17 protein-coding genes and 4 pseudogenes are annotated in these 23,654 nt (G+C 66.2%); 16 read left to right on the top strand and 5 right to left on the bottom strand.

The genetic code is table 11. From position 1 onward, the window contains the following. Positions 1–44: 44 nt before the first annotated feature. The 8 genes and pseudogenes from G6N24_RS03885 (at position 45) to istB (ending at position 12,312) form a co-directional block, all read left to right on the top strand. On the top strand, positions 45–3,713 hold the full coding sequence (locus G6N24_RS03885; RefSeq protein WP_085162255.1) for a nitrate reductase subunit alpha: 3,669 nt from the start codon (positions 45–47) through the stop codon (positions 3,711–3,713). An 11-nt stretch (positions 3,714–3,724) separates the two neighbouring features. Continuing rightward, positions 3,725–5,308, top strand: a complete 1,584-nt coding sequence (gene narH / locus G6N24_RS03890) for a nitrate reductase subunit beta (RefSeq protein ID WP_085162260.1) — start codon at positions 3,725–3,727, stop codon at positions 5,306–5,308. Beyond that, complete coding sequence (gene narJ, locus G6N24_RS03895) at positions 5,305–5,976, top strand: nitrate reductase molybdenum cofactor assembly chaperone (RefSeq protein ID WP_085162256.1); 672 nt, start codon at positions 5,305–5,307, stop codon at positions 5,974–5,976. Before narH ends, narJ begins: the two co-directional genes overlap by 4 nt. Before the next feature lie 22 nt (positions 5,977–5,998). Next, on the top strand, positions 5,999–6,742 hold the full coding sequence (gene narI / locus G6N24_RS03900) for a respiratory nitrate reductase subunit gamma (RefSeq protein ID WP_085162257.1): 744 nt from the start codon (positions 5,999–6,001) through the stop codon (positions 6,740–6,742). A 111-nt stretch (positions 6,743–6,853) separates the two neighbouring features. Then, on the top strand, positions 6,854–8,299 hold the full coding sequence (locus tag G6N24_RS03905; protein ID WP_085162258.1) for a nitrate/nitrite transporter: 1,446 nt from the start codon (positions 6,854–6,856) through the stop codon (positions 8,297–8,299). 33 nt (positions 8,300–8,332) lie between these two features. After that, entirely contained in the window at positions 8,333–9,547 is a 1,215-nt protein-coding gene (locus tag G6N24_RS03910) for a uroporphyrinogen-III synthase (protein WP_085162259.1), read from the top strand. 381 nt (positions 9,548–9,928) lie between these two features. Continuing rightward, positions 9,929–11,486, top strand: a pseudogene (istA, locus tag G6N24_RS03915) (IS21 family transposase). A 72-nt stretch (positions 11,487–11,558) separates the two neighbouring features. Further along, positions 11,559–12,312: pseudogene (istB, locus tag G6N24_RS03920) on the top strand (IS21-like element helper ATPase IstB). A gap of 77 nt (positions 12,313–12,389) precedes the next feature. On the opposite strand, the gene G6N24_RS03925 reads toward istB, so the two are convergent. Further along, a complete protein-coding gene (locus G6N24_RS03925) occupies positions 12,390–12,656 on the bottom strand; it encodes a transposase (protein ID WP_139822437.1) in 267 nt (88 codons plus the stop codon). Positions 12,657–13,114: 458 nt separating this feature from the next. Here G6N24_RS03925 and G6N24_RS03930 point away from each other — a divergent pair. The 6 genes and pseudogenes from G6N24_RS03930 to G6N24_RS03955 form a co-directional block, all read left to right on the top strand. After that, positions 13,115–13,240 (top strand): annotated as a pseudogene (locus G6N24_RS03930) (DUF4189 domain-containing protein); the annotation flags it as partial. 193 nt (positions 13,241–13,433) lie between these two features. Continuing rightward, positions 13,434–13,811: a BlaI/MecI/CopY family transcriptional regulator gene (locus tag G6N24_RS03935; RefSeq protein ID WP_085161076.1), complete on the top strand. Its 378-nt coding sequence runs from the start codon at positions 13,434–13,436 to the stop codon at positions 13,809–13,811. Positions 13,812–14,174: 363 nt separating this feature from the next. After that, positions 14,175–14,390: a cation transporter gene (locus G6N24_RS03940; RefSeq protein ID WP_197743109.1), complete on the top strand. Its 216-nt coding sequence runs from the start codon at positions 14,175–14,177 to the stop codon at positions 14,388–14,390. 4 nt (positions 14,391–14,394) lie between these two features. After that, positions 14,395–14,580, top strand: coding sequence for a heavy-metal-associated domain-containing protein (locus tag G6N24_RS03945; protein WP_085161078.1), 186 nt, complete (start codon positions 14,395–14,397; stop codon positions 14,578–14,580). After that, entirely contained in the window at positions 14,580–15,539 is a 960-nt protein-coding gene (locus G6N24_RS03950) for a M56 family metallopeptidase (RefSeq protein ID WP_085161080.1), read from the top strand. Before G6N24_RS03945 ends, G6N24_RS03950 begins: the two co-directional genes overlap by 1 nt. A gap of 2 nt (positions 15,540–15,541) precedes the next feature. Next, positions 15,542–16,467 (top strand): annotated as a pseudogene (locus G6N24_RS03955) (DUF732 domain-containing protein). A 126-nt stretch (positions 16,468–16,593) separates the two neighbouring features. Here the strand turns inward: G6N24_RS03955 and G6N24_RS03960 are convergent. Beyond that, on the bottom strand, positions 16,594–17,034 hold the full coding sequence (locus tag G6N24_RS03960; RefSeq protein ID WP_085162099.1) for a hypoxia response transcriptional regulator: 441 nt from the start codon (positions 17,032–17,034) through the stop codon (positions 16,594–16,596). 310 nt (positions 17,035–17,344) lie between these two features. Between G6N24_RS03960 and G6N24_RS03965 the strand changes: the two genes are divergently transcribed. Continuing rightward, positions 17,345–17,632, top strand: coding sequence for a DUF1490 family protein (locus G6N24_RS03965; protein ID WP_085162100.1), 288 nt, complete (start codon positions 17,345–17,347; stop codon positions 17,630–17,632). Positions 17,633–17,694: 62 nt separating this feature from the next. Continuing rightward, positions 17,695–20,079, top strand: a complete 2,385-nt coding sequence (locus G6N24_RS03970; RefSeq protein ID WP_139822536.1) for a copper-translocating P-type ATPase — start codon at positions 17,695–17,697, stop codon at positions 20,077–20,079. Here G6N24_RS03970 and G6N24_RS03975 read toward each other — a convergent pair. The 3 genes from G6N24_RS03975 to cysD form a co-directional block, all read right to left on the bottom strand. Continuing rightward, a complete protein-coding gene (locus G6N24_RS03975; protein ID WP_085162102.1) occupies positions 20,048–20,680 on the bottom strand; it encodes a DUF5134 domain-containing protein in 633 nt (210 codons plus the stop codon). The genes G6N24_RS03970 and G6N24_RS03975 overlap by 32 nt on opposite strands. A 127-nt stretch (positions 20,681–20,807) precedes the next feature. After that, entirely contained in the window at positions 20,808–22,703 is a 1,896-nt protein-coding gene (cysC, locus tag G6N24_RS03980; protein WP_085162103.1) for an adenylyl-sulfate kinase, read from the bottom strand. Further along, positions 22,703–23,623: a sulfate adenylyltransferase subunit CysD gene (gene cysD, locus G6N24_RS03985; protein ID WP_085162104.1), complete on the bottom strand. Its 921-nt coding sequence runs from the start codon at positions 23,621–23,623 to the stop codon at positions 22,703–22,705. The genes cysC and cysD overlap by 1 nt, the downstream gene beginning before the upstream one ends. Positions 23,624–23,654 lie beyond the last annotated feature (31 nt).

The raw sequence follows: 23,654 nt of genomic DNA on the forward strand, positions 1-23,654 counted from the left end.
ACGCTCGGTGAATGACCCCGTGGTAGGCGTTGTCGATAGGAGGCATGGTGGTCGATTTGAACCACGGTCGCCAGACCGCCGCCGACGCCCTGCTCGGATTCGGCAAGTATTTTCATCGCGGGGAGATTTCCCGGGATCACCGGGCGCTGTACAAGGTCGGCGGCCGGTCGGCGGACGACTTCTACCGGGACCGGTGGGCGCACGACAAGGTTGTTCGCTCGACGCACGGCGTCAATTGCACCGGTTCGTGTTCGTGGAAGGTCTACGTCAAGGATGGCGTCATCACCTGGGAGTCCCAGCAGACCGACTACCCGTCGGTCGGCGCCGACAAGCCGGAGTACGAGCCGCGCGGCTGCCCCCGTGGCGCTTCGTTCTCCTGGTACACGTATTCGCCTGCGCGAGTGCGCTATCCGTATGTGCGCGGCGTCCTGCTGGAGTACTACCGCGAGGCCAAGGAGCGACTGAACGACCCCGTGCTGGCGTGGGCCGACATCGTCGATGATCCAGTGAAGTCCGCGCGGTACAAGGCCGCACGCGGCAAGGGCGGGTTCGTCCGGGCCGAGTGGTGGGAGGCCGCCGAGATCGCGGCCGCGGCCCACGTGCACACGATCAAACGGTACGGCCCCGACCGGGTCGCCGGTTTCTCGCCGATACCGGCGATGTCGATGGTGAGTCACGCCGTTGGGGCGCGGTTCATTTCGCTGATCGGCGGCTCGATGCTGTCGTTTTACGATTGGTACGCCGACCTGCCGGTGGCCTCGCCGCAGGTGTTCGGCGACCAGACCGACGTGCCCGAGTCGGCCGACTGGTTCGACGCCGGATACCTGATCATGTGGGGCTCCAACGTTCCGGTCACCCGCACACCCGATGCGCACTACATGACCGAGGCGCGCTATCGCGGCCAAAAGGTGATCGTGGTCTCACCCGACTACGCGGACAACACGAAGTTCGCCGACGAATGGCTGCCGGCGCGGCCGGGAACTGATGCCGCACTGGCCATGTCGATGGGGCACGTGATCCTCAAGGAGTTCTTCGTCGACCGCACCACCCCGTACTTCCGCGACTACGTGAAGAAGTACACGGATCTGCCGTTCCTGGTGACGCTGGCCGAGCGCGACGGTGACTGGCTGCCCGGAAAGTTCCTCACCGCAGCCGATCTCGGCGATACCAGCGAAGGCGGCCCGTCCAAGACGGTGCTACTCGACGCGCAGGCCAACCCGGTAGTGCCGAACGGCTCGCTGGGACACCGGTTCACCGCATCCGGCGAGGGCATGTGGAACCTCGACCTGCGCGGCGTGGACCCGTTGCTCACGCTATACGGCACCCATGAGGACGTGACCGCGGTGCGGCTGCCCCGGTTCGACGGCGACCTCCCGGGCGTGCTGACCCGCGGCGTTCCGACGAAGATCATTGCCGGACAACGAGTTACGACGGTGTTCGACCTATTGCTCGCGCAATATGGCATCTACCGGGAGGGTCTACCTGGCGACTGGCCGACGGGCTATGACGACGCGACCCAGCCGTACACGCCGGCCTGGCAGGAGCCGATCACCGGTGTTCCGGCTAAGGCCGCGGAGCGGGTTGCGCGTGAATTCGCCGACAACGCGCAACGTTCGCGCGGCCGGTCGATGATTCTGATGGGCGCGGGGACCAACCACTGGTTTCACTCCGATCAGATCTATCGTTCGTTTCTCACGCTGGTGATGTTGACCGGTTGTCAGGGCGTCAACGGCGGCGGCTGGGCGCATTACGTCGGCCAGGAGAAATGCCGACCGGTGACCGGGTGGTCGACGCTGGCGTTCGGGTCCGATTGGCAGCGGCCGGCGCGGCAGATGCAGGGCACAGTGTTCTGGTACCTGTCGACCGACCAGTGGCGCTACGACCGCTTCACCTCTGAGGTGATGGCGTCCCCGCTGGCCGAGGGCCGGTTTACGGGCCGCACGGCGGCCGACAACATCGCGTTGGCGAGCCGGCTGGGCTGGATGCCGAGCTATCCGACGTTCAATCGCAATCCGCTGGACCTGGCCGACGAGGCGGCGCGGCTGGGCAAGGACGCGTCGGAGTACGTCGTGGACGGGCTGAAGTCCGGCCATCTTCGCTTCGCTTGCGAGGATCCGGATGCTCCGGAGAACTTTCCGCGCTGCCTGACGGTGTGGCGGTCGAACCTGCTCGGCTCGTCGGCGAAGGGTAACGAGTACTTCCTCAAACACCTGCTGGGCACCGATTCCAACGTCGCCGCCCGTGACGAGGATGGCGTGCGCCCGCAGGAGGTGCGCTGGCGTGACGAGGCACCGGTGGGCAAGCTGGACCTGTTGTTGTCACTGGACTTTCGAAACACCAGCACCACGCTGTTTTCCGACGTCGTGCTGCCCGCCGCCACCTGGTACGAGAAGCACGACCTGTCCAGCACGGACATGCACCCGTTCGTGCATGCCTTCTCACCGGCGATCTCACCGCCGTGGGAGACCAAGACGGACTTCGAGGCCTTTCACCGGATCGCGCGCGGATTCTGCTGGCTCGCCGAGAAGCACCTGGGCAAGCGCCAAGACGTCGTGGCGGTGCCGCTGCAGCATGACAGCGCCGACGCCACCGCTCAGCCGGGCGGGCGCGTGCTGGACTGGAAAGCTGGCGAGTGCGAACCGATTCCGGGCAAGACGATGCCCCGCCTGGTCGTGGTCGAGCGCGACTACCCGGCGGTCGCCGAGAAGATGGCCGCGCTGGGGCCGATGGTCGAAAAGGTCGGCCTCACGGTCAAGGGGGTCACCACACATCCGGAGGCGGAGGTCGACTACCTGCGCGGCGTCAACGGTGCCGTGGTCAGCGGGGTGGCGGTGGGACGTCCGTCGCTGGCCAAGGACATTCACGCCGCGGAGGCCATCCTGGCGCTGTCCGGAACGACGAACGGACGGCTCGCGGTGGAGGGGTTTGAGGCGCTGCAGCGACGCACCGGCATCGAGCTCGCCGACCTCGCGAAGGAGAACGAGGGTCGACGAATCACGTTCGCCGACACGCAGTCCCGGCCGGTTCCGGTGAACACGTCGCCGGAGTGGTCCGGCTCGGAAACCGGGGGACGTCGCTACTCGCCGTTCACGATCAACACCGAGCGACTCAAGCCGTGGCACACGTTGACCGGTCGCCAGCACTTCTACCTCGATCACGACTGGATGGGTGAGCTCGGGGAGCAGTTGCCGATCTTCCGGCCGCCGTTGGACATGACGGCGCTGTTCGACGAGCCGGCGATTGGCGACACCAGCGGCGGGATCACGGTGCGATATCTGACACCGCACTCCAAGTGGTCCATCCATTCCGCGTACCAGGACAACCTGCACATGCTCACGCTTTCCCGTGGTGGGCAGGCGATTTGGATGTCTGATGTGGACGCGGCGAAGATCGGCGTCAAGGACAACGACTGGATCGAATGCACGAACCGCAACGGTGTGGTGAATGCGCGTGCCATCGTCAGCCATCGGATGCCCGAGGGCCTGGTGTTCATGTACCACGCCCAAGACAAGGCGGTGGACGTGCCGCGCACCGAGAAGACCGGAAAGCGCGGCGGCATCCACAATGCGCTCACCCGGATCATGATCAAGCCGTCACACCTGATCGGGGGGTACGCCCAACAGTCCTTCGCGCTGAACTACCACGGTCCCACCGGAAACCAGCGCGACGAGGTCACCACGATCAGGCGGCGCTCGCAGGAAGTGGAGTACTGACGATGAAAGTCATGGCTCAGCTCGCGATGGTGATGAACCTCGACAAATGCATCGGCTGCCATACCTGCAGCGTCACGTGCAAGCAGGCCTGGACGAACCGCGGTGGTGTGGAGTACGTCTGGTTCAACAACGTGGAAACCCGTCCCGGACAGGGATATCCGCGCCGCTACCAAGACCAGGAGAAGTGGAAGGGCGGCTGGACGCTCAACAAGCGGGGCAAGCTCGCGCTGAGGTCGGGATCGCGGATCAAGCGGTTGCTGAACATCTTCGCCAACCCGGACCTGCCCACGGTGTCGGATTACTACGAGCCGTGGACCTACGACTACGAGAACCTGCTGTCCGCGCCCGCGATGGACACCACGCCGGTGGCCCGTCCCAAGTCTCTGATCACCGGCCAAGACACCAAGGTGACCTGGGGCGCGAACTGGGACGACGACCTGGGCGGGGGCCCCGAGCAGATTGGCCGGGATCCGCTGCTGGCCAAGGTCTCCGACAAAGTGAAGCTCGAGTTCGAGCAGACCTTCATGTTCTACCTGCCGCGCATCTGCGAGCACTGCCTGAATCCCTCGTGCGCGGCATCGTGCCCGTCCGGTGCGATCTACAAGCGCAGCGAGGACGGCATCGTGCTGGTCGATCAGGACCGGTGCCGCGGCTGGCGCCAATGCGTCACCAGCTGCCCCTACAAGAAGATCTACTTCAACCACAAAACCGGCAAGGCCGAGAAGTGCACGTTCTGCTACCCGCGCGTGGAGGTCGGGATTCCGACCGTGTGCTCGGAGACCTGCGTCGGCCGGTTGCGCTACATCGGGGTGCTGCTCTACGACGCCGATGCCGTTGCGGCCGCGGCGTCGGTGCCCGACGAGAAAGACCTCTATCCCGCGCAGCTCGGTGTCTTTTTGAACCCCCACGACCCGCGGGTGGTCGCGGAGGCCGAGCGCGCCGGGATTTCGAGCGAATGGATACAGGCCGCCCAGAACTCGCCCGTGTACCGGCTCATCGTGGACTACCAGCTGGCGCTTCCGCTGCACCCGGAGTACCGCACGATGCCGATGGTCTGGTACATCCCGCCGCTGTCCCCGGTCGTCGACATCCTCACCGAGACTGGCCACGACGGCGAGAACACGAACAACTTGTTCGGCGCCATCGACGCCCTGCGCGTCCCGGTCGAGTATCTCGCCGAGCTGTTCACCGCCGGCGATGTCAAGCCGGTTCGCGCTGCGCTGCAACGCCTTGCGGCGATGCGCTCGTACATGCGCGCCGCGAACCTGGGCGAGGAATTCGACGACTCGATCCCGGCGTCCGTGCGCCTGAGCGGCGAAGAGATCGAAGCGATGTACCGGCTGTTGGCGATCGCCAAATACGCCGAACGCTACGTGATTCCAAGCGGAGCAGGATCGGACGCGCACCGCCTCGACGCGCTTGCGACCGGGTGTAGCCTCGACGGCGACGGCGGGCCGGGGATGACGGCGTTCGACGCGATGGCCGACAAGTTCCATCTCAGCAACGGAAGCGGCAACGGCAACGGCAAGCCGGCGCGGGTCAACCTGCTCAACTGGGACGGCAGAAGCACCGACGGGCTGGTGCCGACAAAGTGAAGATGTTGACCCTTGCTCGCAACCCGGCACGCGCCGCCGGGTTGTCCGAGCGCGACCGGCGCCTGGTGTGGCGCATCGCCGCGCTGTTGCTGGACTACCCGAGCGCCGCGACACTTGCTATGGTCGACCAACTGACCGCTGCCGCGGGAGAATTGCCCGATTCGGTGCGTGAGCCGCTACTGCACGTCCTGCATGAGCTCGGTACCGCGGACCCCTTGCAGCTCGCCGCGCGGTACGTCGAAACCTTCGACATGCGTCGGCGCGCCAGCCTGCATCTGACGTACTACGCATACGGAGACACCCGAAAGCGGGGCATGGCGCTGCTGCGCTTCAAACACGCCTACCGCCTGGCAGGAATGCGCCTTGACGAAAGCGAGCTTCCCGACTTCCTGCCGCTAGTACTCGAATTCGCCGCGACGGTCGATCGGGCTCAGGGGGAGCGACTACTCTCCGAGCACGTCCCGGTTCTCGAGCTCCTGCGACTGTCCTTGGCGGACAGCGATTCTGCGTATGCCCCGGTCCTGGCGGCGATCCTCGCGACGCTGCCGCCCATCAGCAGCGCCGACCGGCGCCGCATCGCCGAGCTGGCCGCACAGGGTCCGCCCGTGGAAGAGGTCGGGTTGGAACCGTTCGCGATGGACCCGCTGATGTCGGGCGGTCGCCGATGAAACCGGAGTCCGGAGGACGACATTGAACACCGTGCTGTGGATGACGGTGCCGTATGTCGCATTCACGTCGTTTGTGCTCGGCCATGTCTGGCGCTACCGTACCGATCAGTTCGGTTGGACCACACGGTCTTCGCAGAGTTACGAGACCCGGTTGCTGCGGATGGGCAGCCCGCTGTTTCACTTTGGGTTGCTCGGTGTGTTCGGTGGTCACGTCGTTGGTTTGCTCATTCCGGAATCGTGGACCTCGGCGGCCGGCATCTCCGAGCTCGTGTATCACCTAATGGCCGTCACGATGGGCTCGCTTGCGGGTTTCGCGGTCGTAGCCGGACTGGGAATCCTGTTGTACCGGCGCATTACGGTGCCCGCGGTGCGCCAGGCGACGACCCGCAGCGACAAGCTGATGTACCTGCTGCTCGTGGGCGCGTTGCTGACCGGGATGCTGAACACCCTGACCAACGTGTTCGCGACGTACAACTATCGCGACACGGTTTCGCCGTGGTTCCGCAGCCTGTTCTCTCTGCACCCGGCGATGGACCTGATGGCCGGTGCACCGTGGACGTTTCAGGCACATGCGCTGATCGTCCTTGTACTGCTGGGGATTTGGCCCTACACGCGACTGGTGCACATGTTCAGTGCGCCGATCGGATACCTGATTCGTCCGTACTTGGTCTACCGCAGTCGCGACCCGCAGAAGGCGCCCGGTAACCGCTATGCAAAGGCGTGGGTGGCGCCCGAAGCACCGCCCGCGCGTAGCCGCTGGGTGTGACGCGGCTTCAGATCGAACTCACGGTGCTGCAATGCCGGTTTGTGAGCAACTTGTAGCAAGCAGGTCATCGCGGGCAGCGTTGCCGCAACAACACTTTCCTACGGTGATCGCATGGCATTACAGATGCGCGAACATTCCATCGATGACTGGGACCCAGAAGACGTCGACGCATGGGCCAACGGCGGCGCGACGATCGCGCGCCGCAACCTGATCTGGTCCATCTTCGCCGAGCACGTCGGGTTCTCCGTCTGGTCGATCTGGTCGGTGATGGTCCTGTTCATGCCGCAGAACGTCTATCACATCGATGCTGCGGGAAAGTTCTTCCTCGTCGCGATGCCGACGCTGGTCGGATCGATCCTGCGACTGCCGTATACGTTCGCCGTCGCGAGGTTCGGCGGCCGCAACTGGACGATCTTCTCCGCGCTGGTGCTGGCGATCCCAACGGTGTTGACACTGTATTTCATTGCCCACCCCGGCACGTCGTACACAACATTCATGATCGTGGCGGCGATCGCCGGGTTTGGCGGGGGAAACTTCGCCTCGTCGATGACCAACATCAACGCGTTCTATCCGCAGCGGCTCAAGGGATGGGCGCTGGGCCTGAACGCCGGTGGCGGAAACATCGGCGTCGCGACAATCCAGATCGTCGGGCTGCTGGTGATCGCTACGGTTGGCAACCGTTCCCCGCAGTGGGTCTGCGCGGTGTATCTCGTGCTGCTGTCGATCGCCGCGCTCGGCGCCGCGCTGTTCATGAACAACCTGACCAACCAACGCATCAATGGCCGCTCGATGATCTATGTGATGGGATACCGTGACTCGTGGCTGATCGCGTTGCTGTACATCGGCACGTTCGGATCGTTCATCGGCTTTTCGTTCGCGTTCGGCCAGGTGCTTCAGATCAGTGTCCTGGCCAACCTCAGTGCTGGCGCCAAGGTGACCCCGGCGATGACGGCCCAGGCGGCGTTGCACGCCGCGCAGATCGCGTTCATCGGACCTCTGCTGGGCTCGATCGCGCGGCCGGTCGGCGGCTGGCTATCCGACCGCATCGGCGGCAGCCGGGTCACGCTGTACACGTTCGCCGCGATGATCGCCGCCGCCGGCTGGCTTGTGGTGTTCGGTGGTATCGCCGACGCGAGGCATGGTGCCCTATCGGGTGGCATTCTGGCCGCCTACGTGGTCGGGTTTGTCGCGCTTTTCATCCTGTCGGGAATCGGAAACGGGTCGGTATACAAGATGATTCCGTCGATCTTCGACGCCAAGGCGCAAAGCAGGGACGGCCTCGACCAGGTCGAGAAGGCCGACTGGTCGCGTCGGATGTCCGGTGCGCTGATCGGGATCGCCGGGGCCATCGGCGCGCTCGGCGGCGTCGGCATCAACGTGGTGCTGCGGGCGTCGTACCTGTCGTCGGCGAAGTCGGCGACGATGGCGTTCTGGGTCTTCCTGGCCTTTTACGTGTTGTGCGCGGCGATCACGTGGTTCGCATATGTGCGCACGCCCAATAGGGCGACCGCCTCGGCGACCGCGAAGGTCGCGGAAGAGGCGCTGGCAGCGGCGTGATTCCGCTGAAGGTGTACGACGTGCGGGTGACCGATGGAATCGTTGCAATCGCCCGCAAGTGAACCACTGGCAGGATTCACCATCGGAGTGACGGCTGCGCGCCGGTCCGAAGAACTCATCACGTTGTTGGAGCGCCGTGGCGCGACCGCGGTGCACGCCCCGGCCATCCGGATCATCCCGCTCGTCGATGACATCGAATTGCGGCGCGTCACAACACTGCTCGTCGAGACGCCGCCCGATGTGGTCATCGTGACCACCGGCATCGGCTTCCGCGGCTGGATCGAAGCCGCGCACGGCTGGGACGTTGCCGACGATCTGGTCGCCGCGCTCGCGTCGACACGCATCCTTGCGCGGGGACCGAAGGCATGCGGGGCCATTCGTCAGGCCGGGCTGCGCGAGGAGTGGAGTCCAGCATCCGAGGCTTCGCAGGAGGTACTCGATCGGTTGCTGGCCGACGGCGCAGCGGGCCTGCGCATCGCGGTGCAGCTGCATGGTGCCGCCTCCGAATGGGAGCCCAACGCCGACATATGCGGTCCGCTGACTTTGGCTGGCGCACAGGTGATCAAGGTTCCCGTGTACCGCTGGGAGCCGCCCGAGGACAGCCGGCGGATGAATCAGCTGATCGCGATGATCATCGGCGGCGAGGTCGATGCGGTGAGCTTCACCAGCGCCCCGGCGGTTGCGTCAATGCTGCAGAGCGCCAAGGTGCTCGGCAGTGTGGCCGACCTCGTCGCCGCGCTGCGCGCTGATGTCGCGGCGATGTGTGTGGGTCCGGTCACGTCGGCACCGCTGCGTCAGTTGGGCGTCCCGACTATGCACCCCGACCGCTACCGGCTGGGTGCGCTGGCCCGGTTGATCGCTGACGAGGTTCCGCGCCGCGCTCGCCATCTCACCGCGGGAGGACATCACATCAGCGTGCGCAGCGCAACAGTTGCGGTCGACGGCGACGTCCGGACCGTGCCGCCGTCCGCGATGGCAATGCTGCGGCGGTTGATGGCGAACCCCGGCCGGGTGGTGTCACGGGCGGAACTTCTCGCGCAGCTACCCGGGGGCGGGGCAGACCCGCACGCGGTCGATACCGCAATGACCAGACTGCGTTCGGCGCTTGGCGCGCCGTGTGCGGTCCAAACCGTCATCAAACGCGGTTACCGGTTGGCGATGGAGCCGGCCGAATTCTCCTCCACGCGCGATGGGTTCGCCGGGCGGGATGAAGCTCGGGCCGACGTGCTCGCCGGATCCATCCCATGACCAGTCGCGCTGACATCGCGCGCATCGTCGGCCTATTCCGGTGTCATGGTCATCGGCATTGTCACCGGCCAGCCGGTCCGCCTTGCCCCTGATGCTCCGGTCGTACCTGCTCGGCGTCATGGCAGTTCGGCTGTGCCGCAATATATGCCGAGGCGCTTCTCAGGAATGCGATGGTCTTTGCCTGTTCAGCCACCTGTCAGCGGTCACGCAATTCCCCAGGTTTGAGGGGTTGTCCGTCACGGAATTCCCCACCCTGGCTGTCAGGTAATTCCCCACCCTGGGCGGTGTGTCTGCCGGGTGTGGGCCTCGCACACATGTTCGCTCTTGATCCGTCGGAGTACGGCGGACGAAGGGGCACTGATGGCGAGGAGAGATATCGAGATGTTCGATCTGATCGAGTTGTACACGCATTGGCAGGCTGGTCGCTCACAGGTGCAGTTGTGGCAGTCGCTGGGGATGGATCGTAAGACGATCCGCAAGTATCTGGCCCCGGCGGTCGCCGAGGGCATTGGCCCAGGCGGAGAACCGCTGAGCGCCGAGCAGTGGGCGGCGCGGATCGCGCAGTGGTTTCCCGGACTGGATGATCGCGGCGCGCGGGCATCGACGTGGCCGTTGATCGACCGGCATAGCGACCGGATCAAGGACTGGCTGCACGCCGATGTTACGGTCGCCACGATCGCGCAGCGGCTACGTGACGACCATCAGGTCGACGTGTCGGAGTCCTCTGTGCGGCGTTGGGTGGCAATGAATTTCGCCGATGAGGTGGCTCGTGCTCGGGTGAGCGTGCCGCGCGGCGAAGTGCCGCCGGGCAGCGAAGCGCAGATCGACTACGGCCGGTTAGGAATGTGGCTGAACCCGGCCACAGCCAAGCGAGTCGCAGTGTGGGCGTTTGTCATGGTGCTGTCGTGCTCGCGGCACCTGTTCGTTCGCCCTGTGGTCAGGATGGACCAAACCACCTGGTGCACTTGCCATGTCGAGGCATTCGAATTCTTCAATGGTATTCCGGCCCGGCTGGTGTGCGACAACCTCAAGACCGGGGTGGACAAGCCCGACCTATATGACCCGAAGATCAACCGCACCTACGCCGAGCTGGCCGCCCACTACGACTGCTTGATCGACCCGGCCCGGGCGTTCAAGCCCAGGACAAACCTCGTGTCGAGCGGCCGATGCCGTATGTGCGGGATTCGTTCTGGCGGGGCCGCGAGTTCACCTCGCTGGCTCAGATGCAGGGCGAGGCGGCCCGGTGGAGCCGGGAGGTGGCCGGGCTACGACATTCACGGGCCCTCGACGGCGGCCAGCCGCTGCGGGTGTTCGAAGCGATCGAGGCCGATACGTTGAAACCGTTGCCGCGCCACGCGTTCGAACTCACCACCTGGTCTATCGGCACCGTGGGGGGTCGATACGCACCTCAAGGTCGGCAAGGCCCTCTACAGCGTGCCATGGCGGCTGATCGGGCGGCGCCTGCACGCCCGCACCGCCGGTGACATCGTGCAGATCTTTGCCCACAACGAGGTCGTCGCCACCCATGTGCGGCGGGCCTCGGGGCGCTCCACCGACTTCTCCCACTACCCGCCGGAGAAGGTCGCCTTCGCGATGAAAACCCCCCACCTGGTGTCGGCACACCGCCGCCCAGGTCGGCCCCGCCTGCGAAGCGGTGATCGCCGAATTCATGCGCGACAACGCGATCCACCACCTGCGCTCGGCGCAAGGAGTGCTCGGGCTGCGCGACAAGCACGGCTGTGATCGGCTCGAAGCCGCCTGCGCCCGCGCGATCGCCGTCGGCGACCCGGCGTATCGGACCATCAAGGGCATCCTGGCCGCCGGCACCGAACACGACGCCACCACCGCCGAACCGGCCACCGGCGCCGCCGCCACTACCGCGGCGTTCCTGCGTGGCCCCGACCAGTTCGCCACCGGCGACACCGGCGGAGTCGGCTGAAAGTCACCCGGGTCCCGGAATCTGACCGAATCACAACCCACATAAGCTATTTCACAAGGAGAACACGACTTCATGGGTATTTGTGACCCGCGCTGCGCAACGCGCTGCGCACTCTGAAACTGTCGGGCATGCTTGACACCCTCGACGCCCGGCTAGCCCAGACCCGCAACGGCGACTTCGGGCACCTCGAATTCCTGCAAGCACTGTGCGAGGACGAGATCGCCCGCCGCGAATCGGCCGCCCTGACACGGCGCATCCGCCGCGCGAAGTTCGAAGAACAAGCCACCTTCGAATCCTTCGACTTCTCCGCCAACCCGAAACTGCCCGCCGCCATACTGCGCGACCTGGCCGCGCTGCGCTGGCTCGACGCCGGCGAGTCGGTCATCCTCTACGGACCCGTTGGGGTAGGCAAAACCCATGTGGCACAAGCACTCGGGCATGCTGTAGCCCGACGCGGCGGCGACGTCCGTTTCGCCAAAACCTCTCGGATGCTCGCCGACCTCGTCCGGCGGGCACGCCGACCGCAGTTGGGGCCAACGCATCCGCGAATACACCAAACCGCTCGTGTTGATTCTTGATGATTTTGCGATGCGCGAGCACGACCATGCACGCCGACGACCTCTACGAGCTAATCAACGAACGCGCGGTCAGCGGCAAGCCGCTGATCTTGACCTCCAACCGCGCCCCCAACGACTGGTACGGCCTATTCCCGAACCCGGTCGTCGCCGAATCGCTACTCGACAGGATCATCAACAGCAGCTACCAGATCCTCATGGACGGACCCAGCTACCGGCCCCGCAAACGGCCCGGACGCAGCGTCAGCTAGACAACGCCACCGCGGGCACGGTACACATACCATCGAGGCCCGCACCTGGGGAATTCCGTGACGGCAGCCCTGGGGAATTACGTGACGGTCGACACCTGAGCGCGGAGTCGCACTAACTCCGCGCGCTCGTGGGCCAGAAGCGGTTCACCGCCATTGGCGTAAGGCCGACGGGCGGGACCGGCCTCGGCCATCCGCCACCGTTCATCACGCACCCAGGTCTGCAGCACGCTCTTATGCAGGTTCAGCTCGCGGGCGACATCGGCGACGCGCTCCTTGCCATCGATGATGCGATGTGCGGCCTCGAACCTGTACTGGGGAGTAAACGATCGCCGTCTTCGGCGCATTCCGGCTTCTTTCAACGACCACAACCCCTGTCATCTCGGATGTCCACGGCGTCTTCACGGTCGAAGCGATAGGTTGCCTACTCAAGCGCGAGGGCTATCGCTACTACGTGCGTACGTAGATAGTAAGTCGAGAGGCAGGCGACTGGCAATGCGGACTTCGAGCACCGACACGAACGGCTTGGGCAGCCGTGCGGAACACCGCCGCGGCCCGTTGCCGGCGGTCGAGGGCCGCCGGACCCTTCGGGACGCCAGATAGTAGCCCGGAGAAATACTGACTATGTACGTATGTAGTAGCATAGTAGCTATTACCGGCAACCACCGCACCGATTGGGATGGTGGCCCGCGGAAGGGGCAACGAAATGGCGACGGAGCTTCGACGCCGAGTCGCGCTCGCAGGCGCCAGCCGGGGGGCCGCCGCCGCGATGACCGTCACGCTGGTTGAACCGGCACGCGCGAGCGCTTTGCCCATCCCTCCGATTGCCCACTATGGCGCGATCGCCTATGCCCCCAACGGCGCGGCCGGCAAAGCATGGCGCCACCGAACTCGAGCGCAGGCGGAGAACAACGCGTTGAGACTGTGCGGCGTCGCGAACTGGCCACTGGCGAGAACCTGATCCCCAGGCGGACACCATCTGTTCGCGTGCATGGCCGTTGCGATTGGATGAATTGTGTGCGCAGTGGCATTTATCTACTATGTGTGTACGTAGGAAGTATACGGTCGTGAGTGGCGTCACCCGGCACAGGCGGCAGTGTGGCATCGAGATCGGAGGCGTGAGAGTGCGGGTGCGCGGATTCGGGGAGTTGGAGGCGGTGGTGATGGATCGCATCTGGAATCGGGACGGGACTACGACCGTCCGCGAGATCTTCGACGAGCTGGCCGCCGAACGCGAAATCGCCTACACCACAGTGATGTCGACCATGGACAACCTGCACACCAAGGGGTGGTTGGCGCGCGAACGAGACGGTAAGGCCTACCGGTATTGGCCGTCGCTGACTCGGGAGCAGCACAGCGCCCAGCTCATGCGCGAGGCGCTGGACGGTGGGGGGAGTTCCGAACTGGTGCTGACCCACTTCCTCGAGCAGATCAGCCCCGAAGAATCCGAGCGTTTGCGCGCGGCGTTGCAGCGGTTGGCCAGACGCGCCCGACGGAAGTGAGGGTTGCCGCGTAGCCAGACCTCGTATGTGGCTGGCGATTTCGCTTGGCAGGCCGCCACAATTGCCGGGTCGCAACATGGCTCGTTCACGGCTCCCTCGGTAGTGGCTACGGGTAGTCCGGCGGCTTCCATCATGCGGGGCCCCATCATGGCCCCCCGCACCGACTGCATGACGTCACCTTCACCGGAACAAGCCACAGTCAACCGCGATCTACGGTCTACGTACCGATATAGTAGACAACGGGAAGACGCCGTCTCTGCCCGAGCAATAATCCCCTTGACCCTCCAGTGCACTGGAAGGATGAAACTTGAGGTGATGCCAGGTAGCGGAGTTACGCCGCGACCAGCATCGGAGGTGATCGCGGTGAGCATAGAGGTCGTTTCGGTACCCGAAATCTCGTGTGAGGCCTGTAAAGCCGCGATTGAGGGCGCGCTACGCCCCCTCGATGGTGTCCGCTCCGCGGTTGTTGACATACCGGGCAGGCGAGTCACCGTGGACTTCGATGAGGCCCTGATCGGTCATGACGCGTTGGTGGCCACGATCGAGGACCAGGGTTACGCGGTAGCCGCGAACGGCTGACGCCATGACGCAAACCACGATCTCGCCGGCGAGCCTTGATTTTTCGGTCGAGGGGATGGCCTGCGCGTCGTGCGCGATCCGCGTGCGACGGATCCGGAGCAGGCAGCCCGGTGTCGAATCCGCGCACGTCAACTACGCCACGACGGCCGCCCATGCCATGCTCGCCGAACGGCGGGAAAGGACGCCGTGATGAGTGTCGTGATGTGTCTGCTGTTGTACAGCGTCGCGGTCGCGGTGCTCTCGCCGACGGTGCTGCAGCGCTTGACCGGGGCGGGCACCGCGCCGCGGCTGGGGGTGGTTGCGTGGCTGGCGGCGATGATCAGCGTCGTCGCGTCGTGGCTGATCGCCGCCGGCTTCCTGATCGCGGCCCTCACGTGGCACTGGGAGCAGCCGGGCCGGCTCGCCCACGCGTGTTTCGCGGCGCTGTGTTGGCTCTTCGACGGCGGCGTCGGGCCAGTCGTGCAGGCCGGGATAGCGGCGCTGGCCGGGGTCGCAGTGGGCGCGCTGACCATGGTGGGTTGGCGGTTGGGTAGATCGATGTGGCGGGCACGCGCGCAAAGCCGCGGGCATGCCGAGAAAGCCCGCATGATCGGCCGCCAAATCGATGGCGTGGGCGCCGTCGTGATCGATGCCCCCGAGCGGGCCGCCTACTGCGTGGCTGGTCGCCCGGACACCATCGTCGTGACCAGCGCGGCGCTCGACGCGCTCACCGATCGCCACCTTCAAGTGGTGCTGGCGCATGAGCGTGCCCATTTGACCGGGCACCACCAGCAAGTCCTGGCGTTCGCTCGCGCGTTGGCGGCGGCCGTTCCCCGGGTGGCGCTGTTCAGCAAGGGCGCCCAAGAGATCGCTCGGTTGCTGGAGATGTCGGCCGACGACGCAGCGGCCCGCCGCTACGGCTCACAGACGCTGCTGGACGCGTTACTGGCGTTGTCGCTCGGTGCTCCGACACCGCAGGGCGTTGTGGCGGCAGCTGGCGTCGATGTGCTGGACCGCGCCGAACGTCTGGTGGCGCCCTTCGCGGCCCGACGTCTGTGGACCGCCGGGCTGTTGCTCACCGCCACAACGCTTCTCGTCGCTGGCGGACCGCTGATCCACATAGCCCTGAGCACGGCCGGCGTAATGTGGTGCTACCCGGGAGCGGCCTAGCCATGTTCACCAACCTTGCCGGCGCGCTAGTGGCCGCCGTCGTGGTGCTCACCGGGGGCGCAATCCTGCGCGGTGGCACGGCAGCGGCCGACCCGAATCAAGACGAGCAGTTTCTGGCACTGCTCAACGAAAAAGAGATCCCGGCCGTCGCGAACGTGCCAAGCGTTATTGCCGCGGCCCATAAGGTTTGTCTCAAACTCGATGCCGGCATGCCGGTGGGCGACGTGCTGGACGGGCTGAGAAACGATGCGTACAACATAGATCCGGTCGTGCGCCAGTACCCCGCCCGCCTCACGACCACCATGACCCGATTCATCGCTGTGGCAGTGCAGATCTACTGCCCGTACGATCAACCCAAGATCGCTGCCATCATGGCGAGTTTCGCGCCGGGATCGACGGAACCGGCGTACCGGGTCGCCGGGCACATGCACAATATGGCGGTGGCGCGGCCGGAACCGACGGGCGCCGGTGCGGTGCGGCTGTCTCATGTGATAGACGGCCGGGTTTTCGTGGCGGGCTCGCTGATCGGAGCGGTTCCCGCGGGGGATCCCCTGTTACCGAACCCGCCGCAGATTCCGGGACCACCACCGCCGACGGCGCAGATCCTGACACCACCCCGCCGATGGCGGCGCCGTCACCAAAACAGTCGCCGCCGGCACCGCAACAGCCGCCGCCACCGCAAGAGTCCCCGCCGCCACCGCAAGAGCCGCCCCCGCCGCCGCAGGAGCCCCCGCCGCCACCGCAAGAGGTAGTGGAGCCTCCCGCTGATGCTCCTCAGCCGGGGGGCGCTGCCGGCGGCGGCAGTGGTGGCAACGGCGGCGGCGGCGGTATCGGCGGCGGCGGCAGTGGCGGCAACGGCCGTGGCGGTCCGGTCGAGCCGGCGCCGGCGCGACCCACACCGCCGGGCTTTATCAGGCTCGCACCGTGAGACAGGAACCGAGCCCGTCGGCTGGTCCAGACACGGCCTGCCGCTGATCGCTTCGCGCGGCGATCCATCGCATCGGCTCGTCTGGTCCAGACACGGAATCAGCGGCTTCCCAACGTAATTCGCGGTCTAGTAGCGCGAGTCGCTAAGTTCGCCGAGGGCTGGGGCGTCGAGATCGCTTTCCAGAATCCAGCACACCGTGGACTGGTCATGTTCGGAGGGCGCATGGTGCGACGCGTGATCGAGAAGGGTTTGCAGGTGGCCTTCCAGGGCGACGAGTTCGGCGATCTGGGCGCGGACTTGGTCAAGACGGGCGCTCAGGACGTGTCGGACGTGCCCGCACGGCGCCTCGCCGCGGTCATGGATCGCCAGGATCTGGCGCACTTTTTGCAGGGTCAGCCCGGCGGCTTGGCCGCGCCGGATGAACCGCAGCCGATCCACAATCTCGGGTCCGTAGTCGCGATAACCCGACGCGGTGCGTGCCGGCGGCGAAAGCAGGCCCGAGTCCTCGTAGAAGCGGATGGTTTTGGTGCTGGTGTTGGTGAGCTTCGCCAGCTCGCCGATCTTCATGCCACTCTCCTTGACTTTCCAGCGTACTGGAAGGATAACACTGGGTTCGTGTCAGCTGCCGGTGACGAAGATGGGCGGTGTCTGTGGTTAGCACGAGCGGGGCGACGCGACGGGATCATTCGGATGCCGGAGGACCGGCGGCCCGGATCGCCACATTCTGGCCGGCGGACCAGTTGCTAGCGCGGGTTGCCGGCGGTCAGCGGTAGCGGCTTATGGGTGTCCAGTAGGTGTCATCACACGGGGCGAGTGCGCGCCAGTGAAGTCGCGGCCGCCGTTCATGGGACAAACGATCCGAAGGGAGTTTTCACCGATGGTGCATGGATTGTTGATGAGGGCGGCGCCGACTGTGGTGACCGGCATGGTGGGGGTGGCGGCGTATGAAGCTATACGCAAGGTGGTCGCGAAGGCTCCGCTGCGCAAGGGGGCCGTCGCCGCGACCGCGTGGGGCATCCGCGTTGTCCGCGAGGCCGAGCGCAAGGTCGCCGAGAGCGCCGAGCAGGTGCGGCTGACGGTCGCCGATGTGGTGGCCGAGGCCAAAGAGGCTGCCGGGGAGCAAGTTTCACCGCTGACGGCGGTGGACTCGGGTGACGCCAGATGACCACTGGTGTCTTGACCGGTGCCGACGACGCGCTGAAAGTTGTCTCCACAGCGTCGGGGCGGATGCGGGTGCGTGTCAACGGTTTTCGTGTCGACGCAGTTCGGGCCGTCGCCATCGAGGAGACGGTCTCCCAAGTGGCCGGCGTGCAAGGCGTGCAAGCCTATCCGCGCACGGCGTCCGTCGTGATCTGGTATTCGCCGGAGCACTGCGACACCGCTGACGTGCTGTCGGCGATCGTCGAAGCCGAGCACGTCCCGGCAGAATCGGTGCCCGCGCGTGCCCCGCACTCGGCTGATGTCCCCAAGACCGGTCTGGTGCGGCGAATTGCCAGCGGCATCGGGTTGGCGCTGTTTGGCCTGCGCCGTGGCGAGCGAGACCGTGCGCCGGACGTCGCGAATTGCGGCGGCTGCGGGTCGAAACCGGTCGCCGGCAGCGAGTTATCGCCGGACGAGCAGAGTCGGCGCGAGCGGCGAAAGTGGTTGCGGCGGGTGTGGTTGGCCTTCCCGCTAGGGCTGCTGGCGATGGGTTCGACGATGTTTTTCGGCGCCTACCCGTGGGCGGGGTGGGTGGCCTTCGCCGCGACGGTGCCCGTGCAATTCGTCGCCGGGTGGCCGTTCCTCAAGGGGGCGGTGCGGCAGGCGCGAGCGTTGACCTCGAATATGGACACGCTGATCGCCCTGGGCACGTTGACCGCGTTTGGCTACTCCACCTATCAGTTGTTCGCCGGCGGGCCGCTGTTCTTCGACACCTCGGCGCTGATCATCGCGTTCGTGGTGCTGGGCCGCTATTTCGAGGCCAGGGCCCAGGGCAAGGCGCGCGAGGCGATCAGCAAGCTGCTGGAGATGGGCGCCAAGGAAGCCACGCTGCTGGTGGGCGGCGAGGAGCTGCGCGTCCCGGTTGATCAGGTGCAAGTCGGAGACCTGGTGCGGGTGCGGCCGGGGGAGAAGATCCCGGTCGACGGCGAGGTCATCGACGGGCGCGCCGCCGTCGATGAGTCGATGCTGACCGGAGAGTCCGTTCCGGTCGAGAAGACGGTGGGTGACCATGTCGCCGGGGCGACCGTCAACACCGATGGTGTGTTGACCGTGCGGGCCACCGCCGTAGGCGCCGATACCGCGCTGGCGCAGATTGTGCGATTGGTCGAGCAGGCACAGGGCGGCAAGGCCCCGGTGCAGCGGTTGGCCGATCGGGTTTCGGCGGTGTTTGTTCCGGCCGTCGTTGGTGTTGCGGTCGCGACGTTTGCGGGGTGGACGATGATCGGCAATCCGGTCGGTGGCATGACCGCGGCGGTCGCGGTGCTGATCATCGCCTGCCCGTGTGCGCTGGGCCTGGCCACCCCGACGGCGATCATGGTTGGCACCGGCCGAGGCGCGGAGCTGGGCATCTTGGTCAAGGGCGGCGAGGTGCTGGAAGCCTCGAAGAAGATCGACACGGTGGTGTTCGACAAGACCGGCACCCTCACCCGCGCCCAGATGCGGCTCACCGATGTCGTTGCCGGCACGCGGCGCCACCCCGATCAGGTGCTGTGCATCGCCGCCGCGGTCGAATCGGGCTCCGAACACCCCATCGGCGCCGCGATCGTCGCCGGTGCACGCGAACGGGGGCTGCAGATCCCGGCCGCCACCGCGTTCACCAACGTCGCCGGGCACGGGGTGCGCGCCGAGGTCGACGGCAAGCCGGTACTGGTCGGGCGCCGCAAGCTCGTCGACGAGCAGGATCTGCGGCTGCCCGACCATCTGGCCGCCGCGGCCGCCGAGTTCGAAGAGCGGGGCCGCACCGCGGTATTCGTCGGCCGCGACAACCAGGTTGTGGGTGTGCTCGCGGTGGCCGACACCATCAAGGACGACGCCGTCGACGTGATCCGTCAGCTGCACGCCATGGGCCTGCAGGTCGCCATGATCACCGGCGACAACGCCCGCACGGCAAACGCGATCGCCCAGCAGGTCGGCATCGACCGGGTGCTGGCCGAGGTGTTGCCGCAGGACAAGGTAGCCGAGGTGGGGCGGTTGCAGGACGAGGGCCGGGTGGTCGCGATGGTCGGCGATGGCGTCAACGATGCCCCCGCGCTGGTGCAAGCCGATCTCGGGATTGCGATCGGCACCGGTACCGACGTGGCCATCGAGGCCTCCGACATCACCCTGATGTCCGACCGACTCGACGGCGTCGTGCGCGCGATCGGGCTCTCACGGCAAACCCTGCGCACCATCTACCAGAACCTTGGCTGGGCCTTCGGCTACAACACCGCCGCGATCCCGCTAGCCGCGCTCGGCATGTTGAACCCGGTGGTGGCGGGCGCGGCGATGGGGTTCTCCTCGGTCAGCGTGGTAACCAACTCACTACGGCTACGCCGCTTCGACGGCAACACCCGACACGGGTCTGGGACCGCAGACGCGCGCGCAGCCAGCGCGAGTCAGATCAGACCTGAGATAACGCGGCGCGGAACATGATTGCCATACCGGCCGCCATGATCGCCTGACCCAGGGTGCCCAGCGATCTGCTCCGGGTCGCGTGGTGCCGGCGCTCCATCGAGTACCGGTATGTCCAGAAAACCGCGGCGACCGCGAAGCCGACCATACCGATCCAGTTCACCGCGCTGAACCATAGGGAGGAGGCGCCGCTGGTCGGCATGTTCATCCCAGCCATGTCCTGTGCCGGCATCGCCATATCCGGCTGAGTGGGCTGCTGGATGCTCGATCGGACGGGGAGCAGATGATCGCTCATGATGGCATACATCCAGGCCGTCGCCAGCATCATCAGGCCGTGATATCCACGCAATGACCGCAGGGCGGGCGGTCCGGACGCGACGACGGCCATCGTGACGAACCACACGGCCGCCAGCAGGAAAAACACTGCTGGTCCCGTCGCCGGAATCCGTGCGCCCCGGGGCCAGGCCATCACCGCCATTGCAACCGCCATCGCGAAATGCAGGCCGTGGCCGAGGACCAAGGTCCACGGCCGACGTTGGGTGACGATCGCTATACCGCATTCGGCTGCGCTCAATGTGAACAGTGCGCTGACCACCCAACGCAAGGTCAGGTCATGAATCATGGGACACTCGGCCGCTCACTTTCGGGTTGGGAACGATGGCCAGCAAGAAACAAGAATATGTGCGCCATGACTGTGGGTCGATTCAGGCAACGGGAAGTCCACGACCACGATCGCTCGCAGCTTTGCTTCAGGTTGCCGAGCCACCGGCCAGGCGCGGGCTACGCTCGTCGAGTACAGCGATGACCCGCGCGGCGAGGTCGTCGATGTCGGCGTCGGTGGTGTCGAGCACGAGGTCCGGATTATCGGGTGGCTCGTACGGCGCGTCCACACCGGTCAGTCCGGCGAGGGTGCCGCTGCGCGCCCGCGCGTACAGGCCCTTGGGGTCGCGCTTTTCGCACTCGGCCAGCGATGTGGCGACGTACACCTCGATGAAGGGCAGTTTGGCGGCGTCGTTGAGGGCGCGGGCGATCTCGCGGTCCGACTTGAGCGGCGAGACCAGTGACGCCAGCGCGACCACCCCGGCGTCGGCCAGCAGGCGCGTCAAATGCCCCACCCGCCTGATGTTTTCGGTGCGGTCTCCGGGTGAGAAGCCCAGGTCGTCGGACAGGCCGTGGCGCAGGTTGTCGCCGTCGAGCAAATAAGCCACCCGTCCCGATTCGACGAGTGCGCGCTCCACGGCGACCGCGATTGTCGATTTGCCCGACGCGGGCAGGCCGGTGAACCAGATGGTCGCACCCGCTTGCCCGGTCGCCCTCCAGCGGTAGCCGCGGTCCAGCGACGACGGATGCCAGCGGATGTCGGTGCGCGGATGGGTGCCGGGTTTGACCTCCCGGGCCTCGAGGATGGTGCCGGCGCCGACGGTGTCGTTGGTGGACTCGTCGATCAGGATGAATGCGCCGGTGTCACGGTTGTCGTCGTAGCTGTCGGCGAGGATGATCGAGCTGGTTCGCAGAGTTACGGTGCCGATGTCGTTGAGCGCCAATTCAACCGGTCCGTCGAGCTCGTCGAGCGTCTCCGGGTCCAGCCGGGTGTGCAGCGCCTGCACGGTTGCCCGCACGGTCTTGGTGGTCTGTTTGAGTGCCAGCCGGTCGCCGGCCCGCAGCCGAGTGTCGGCGAACCAGCACACGGTCGCGTCGAGCTCTCGGGCGAGCACCGGCGGCGCCGCATCGCTGTCTCCGCTGACCAACACGTCGCCGCGGCCGACGTCGATATCGTCGGCCAGTTCGATCGAAACAGACAGCGGCGCAACGGCTGTCGTGCGGTCGTCGTCAAGGGTATCCAACGCGGTCACGATCGAACGCGTACCGGCGGGCAGCGACACCACGGGATCACCGACACTGAGCGTTCCAGCGGCGAGTCGACCGGTGTAGCGGCGGCGCACGTCGGCGGTCGGGCGGGACACCCATTGCACGGGCAGCCGCAGCCGCGACGCCTCGGCCTGCGGCGCGGCCAACTCGACGGATTCCAGGTATTCCAGCAGCGTGGGGCCGCCGTACCACGGGGTGCGGCCGGAGCGTCGCACGACGTTGTCGCCGTGTTTGGCCGCGATCGGAATCACCGTGATGTCCACGTCGCCGAGGCGCGCCGCCATCTGGCGCAGCTGGTCTGCCACCTCGGTGAACCCGGCCTGGTCGAAGCCGATGAGGTCGATCTTGTTCACCGTGGCGACAAAGTGCTTGATGCCCAACAGCTTTGCGATTCGGGCATGCCTGCGGGTTTGACGCAGCACCCCGGCGCGCGCGTCGACCAGCAGGATCGCCACATGTGCGTTGGATGCGCCGGTGAACATGTTGCGGGTGTAGCGCTCGTGACCGGGCGTGTCGGCCAGGATGTAGCTGCGAGTGTCGGTGGAAAAGAATCGGTACGCGACGTCGATCGTGATGCCCTGTTCGCGTTCGGCGCGCAGACCATCCGACAGCGCCGCCAGATCGGCGACGCCGTCGGAGTCGGTGACGGCTTCCAGGTGATCCAGCGGCAGGCTGTCGGTGTCGTGCAGCAGCCGGCCGATCAGGGTGCTCTTGCCGTCGTCCACCGAACCCGCGGTGGCAATGCGTAGCAGCTGGCGCGTCACGCCCGTGGGCATCAGAAGTAGCCCTCGCGCTTGCGGTCTTCCATAGCGGCGGCCGACGTGCGATCGTCGGCTCGGGTCTCGCCGCGCTCGGAAACCGTCGCCGCCGAGATCTCGGCGATGACCCGGGTGATGTCGGTGGCCGTGGAGCGCACCGCCCCCGTGATGGTCAGGTCGCCGACGGTTCGGTACCGCACCCACTCCACGGCGGCGGTTTCGCCGTCCCGCGGCCCGGCGTATTCCGACACCGCCAGCAGGATGCCGTCGCGCTCGAACACCTCGCGTTCGTGTGCATAGTAAATCGACGGCAGCTCAAGGCTTTCCAACTCGATATAGCGCCACACGTCGAGTTCGGTCCAGTTGCTCAGCGGAAACACTCGCACCTGCTCGCCCTTCTTGATCCGGCCGTTGTAGAGCGACCACGGCTCGGGACGCTGCGCACGCGGATCCCACTGGCCGAACTCGTCGCGGAAGCTCAAGATCCGTTCCTTGGCGCGGGCGCGCTCCTCATCGCGGCGGGCACCCCCGAACGCCGCATCGAAGCCCCCGGCCTCCAGCGCGTCGAGCAGGGTGCGGGTCTGCGCCCGGTTGCGCGACGCGCCCGGACCAGGGTCCGGCACGCGGCCGTTGTCGATCGATTCCTGCACCGACGCAACGATCAGCCTGTGGCCGTGGCCGGTGACCCTGCGGTCGCGGAACTCGATGACCTCACCGAAGTTGTGGCCAGTGTCGACGTGCATCACTGGAAACGGCAGGGGCGCCGGTCGGAAGGCCTTCTCCGCCAAGCGCAGTAGCACGATCGAATCCTTGCCGGCCGAAAACAACAGCACCGGCCGCTCCAACTCGGCGACGACCTCGCGGATGATGTGTACGGCCTCGGCTTCCAGCAGTCGCAGTTCGTCGACGTGCCGCGCGTCGGTCAGCGTCGTTGTCATGTGCGCCGCTCTCCCCCGCACGCGGGCGGTG

This window comes from Mycobacterium lacus, assembly GCF_010731535.1.
Lineage (GTDB): Bacteria > Actinomycetota > Actinomycetes > Mycobacteriales > Mycobacteriaceae > Mycobacterium > Mycobacterium lacus.

Coding starts and splice junctions, on each gene's coding strand:
- G6N24_RS03885 (WP_085162255.1), top strand. CDS start 45: ATGGTGGTCGATTTGAACCACGGTCGCCAGACCGCCGCCGACGCCCTG.
- narH (WP_085162260.1), top strand. CDS start 3,725: ATGGCTCAGCTCGCGATGGTGATGAACCTCGACAAATGCATCGGCTGC.
- G6N24_RS03905 (WP_085162258.1), top strand. CDS start 6,854: ATGGCATTACAGATGCGCGAACATTCCATCGATGACTGGGACCCAGAA.
- G6N24_RS03910 (WP_085162259.1), top strand. CDS start 8,333: ATGGAATCGTTGCAATCGCCCGCAAGTGAACCACTGGCAGGATTCACC.
- G6N24_RS03925 (WP_139822437.1), bottom strand. CDS start 12,656: ATGCGCCGAAGACGGCGATCGTTTACTCCCCAGTACAGGTTCGAGGCC.
- G6N24_RS03945 (WP_085161078.1), top strand. CDS start 14,395: ATGACGCAAACCACGATCTCGCCGGCGAGCCTTGATTTTTCGGTCGAG.
- G6N24_RS03950 (WP_085161080.1), top strand. CDS start 14,580: ATGAGTGTCGTGATGTGTCTGCTGTTGTACAGCGTCGCGGTCGCGGTG.
- G6N24_RS03960 (WP_085162099.1), bottom strand. CDS start 17,034: ATGAAGATCGGCGAGCTGGCGAAGCTCACCAACACCAGCACCAAAACC.
- G6N24_RS03965 (WP_085162100.1), top strand. CDS start 17,345: ATGGTGCATGGATTGTTGATGAGGGCGGCGCCGACTGTGGTGACCGGC.
- G6N24_RS03970 (WP_139822536.1), top strand. CDS start 17,695: ATGCGGGTGCGTGTCAACGGTTTTCGTGTCGACGCAGTTCGGGCCGTC.
- G6N24_RS03975 (WP_085162102.1), bottom strand. CDS start 20,680: ATGATTCATGACCTGACCTTGCGTTGGGTGGTCAGCGCACTGTTCACA.
- cysC (WP_085162103.1), bottom strand. CDS start 22,703: ATGCCCACGGGCGTGACGCGCCAGCTGCTACGCATTGCCACCGCGGGT.
- cysD (WP_085162104.1), bottom strand. CDS start 23,623: ATGACAACGACGCTGACCGACGCGCGGCACGTCGACGAACTGCGACTG.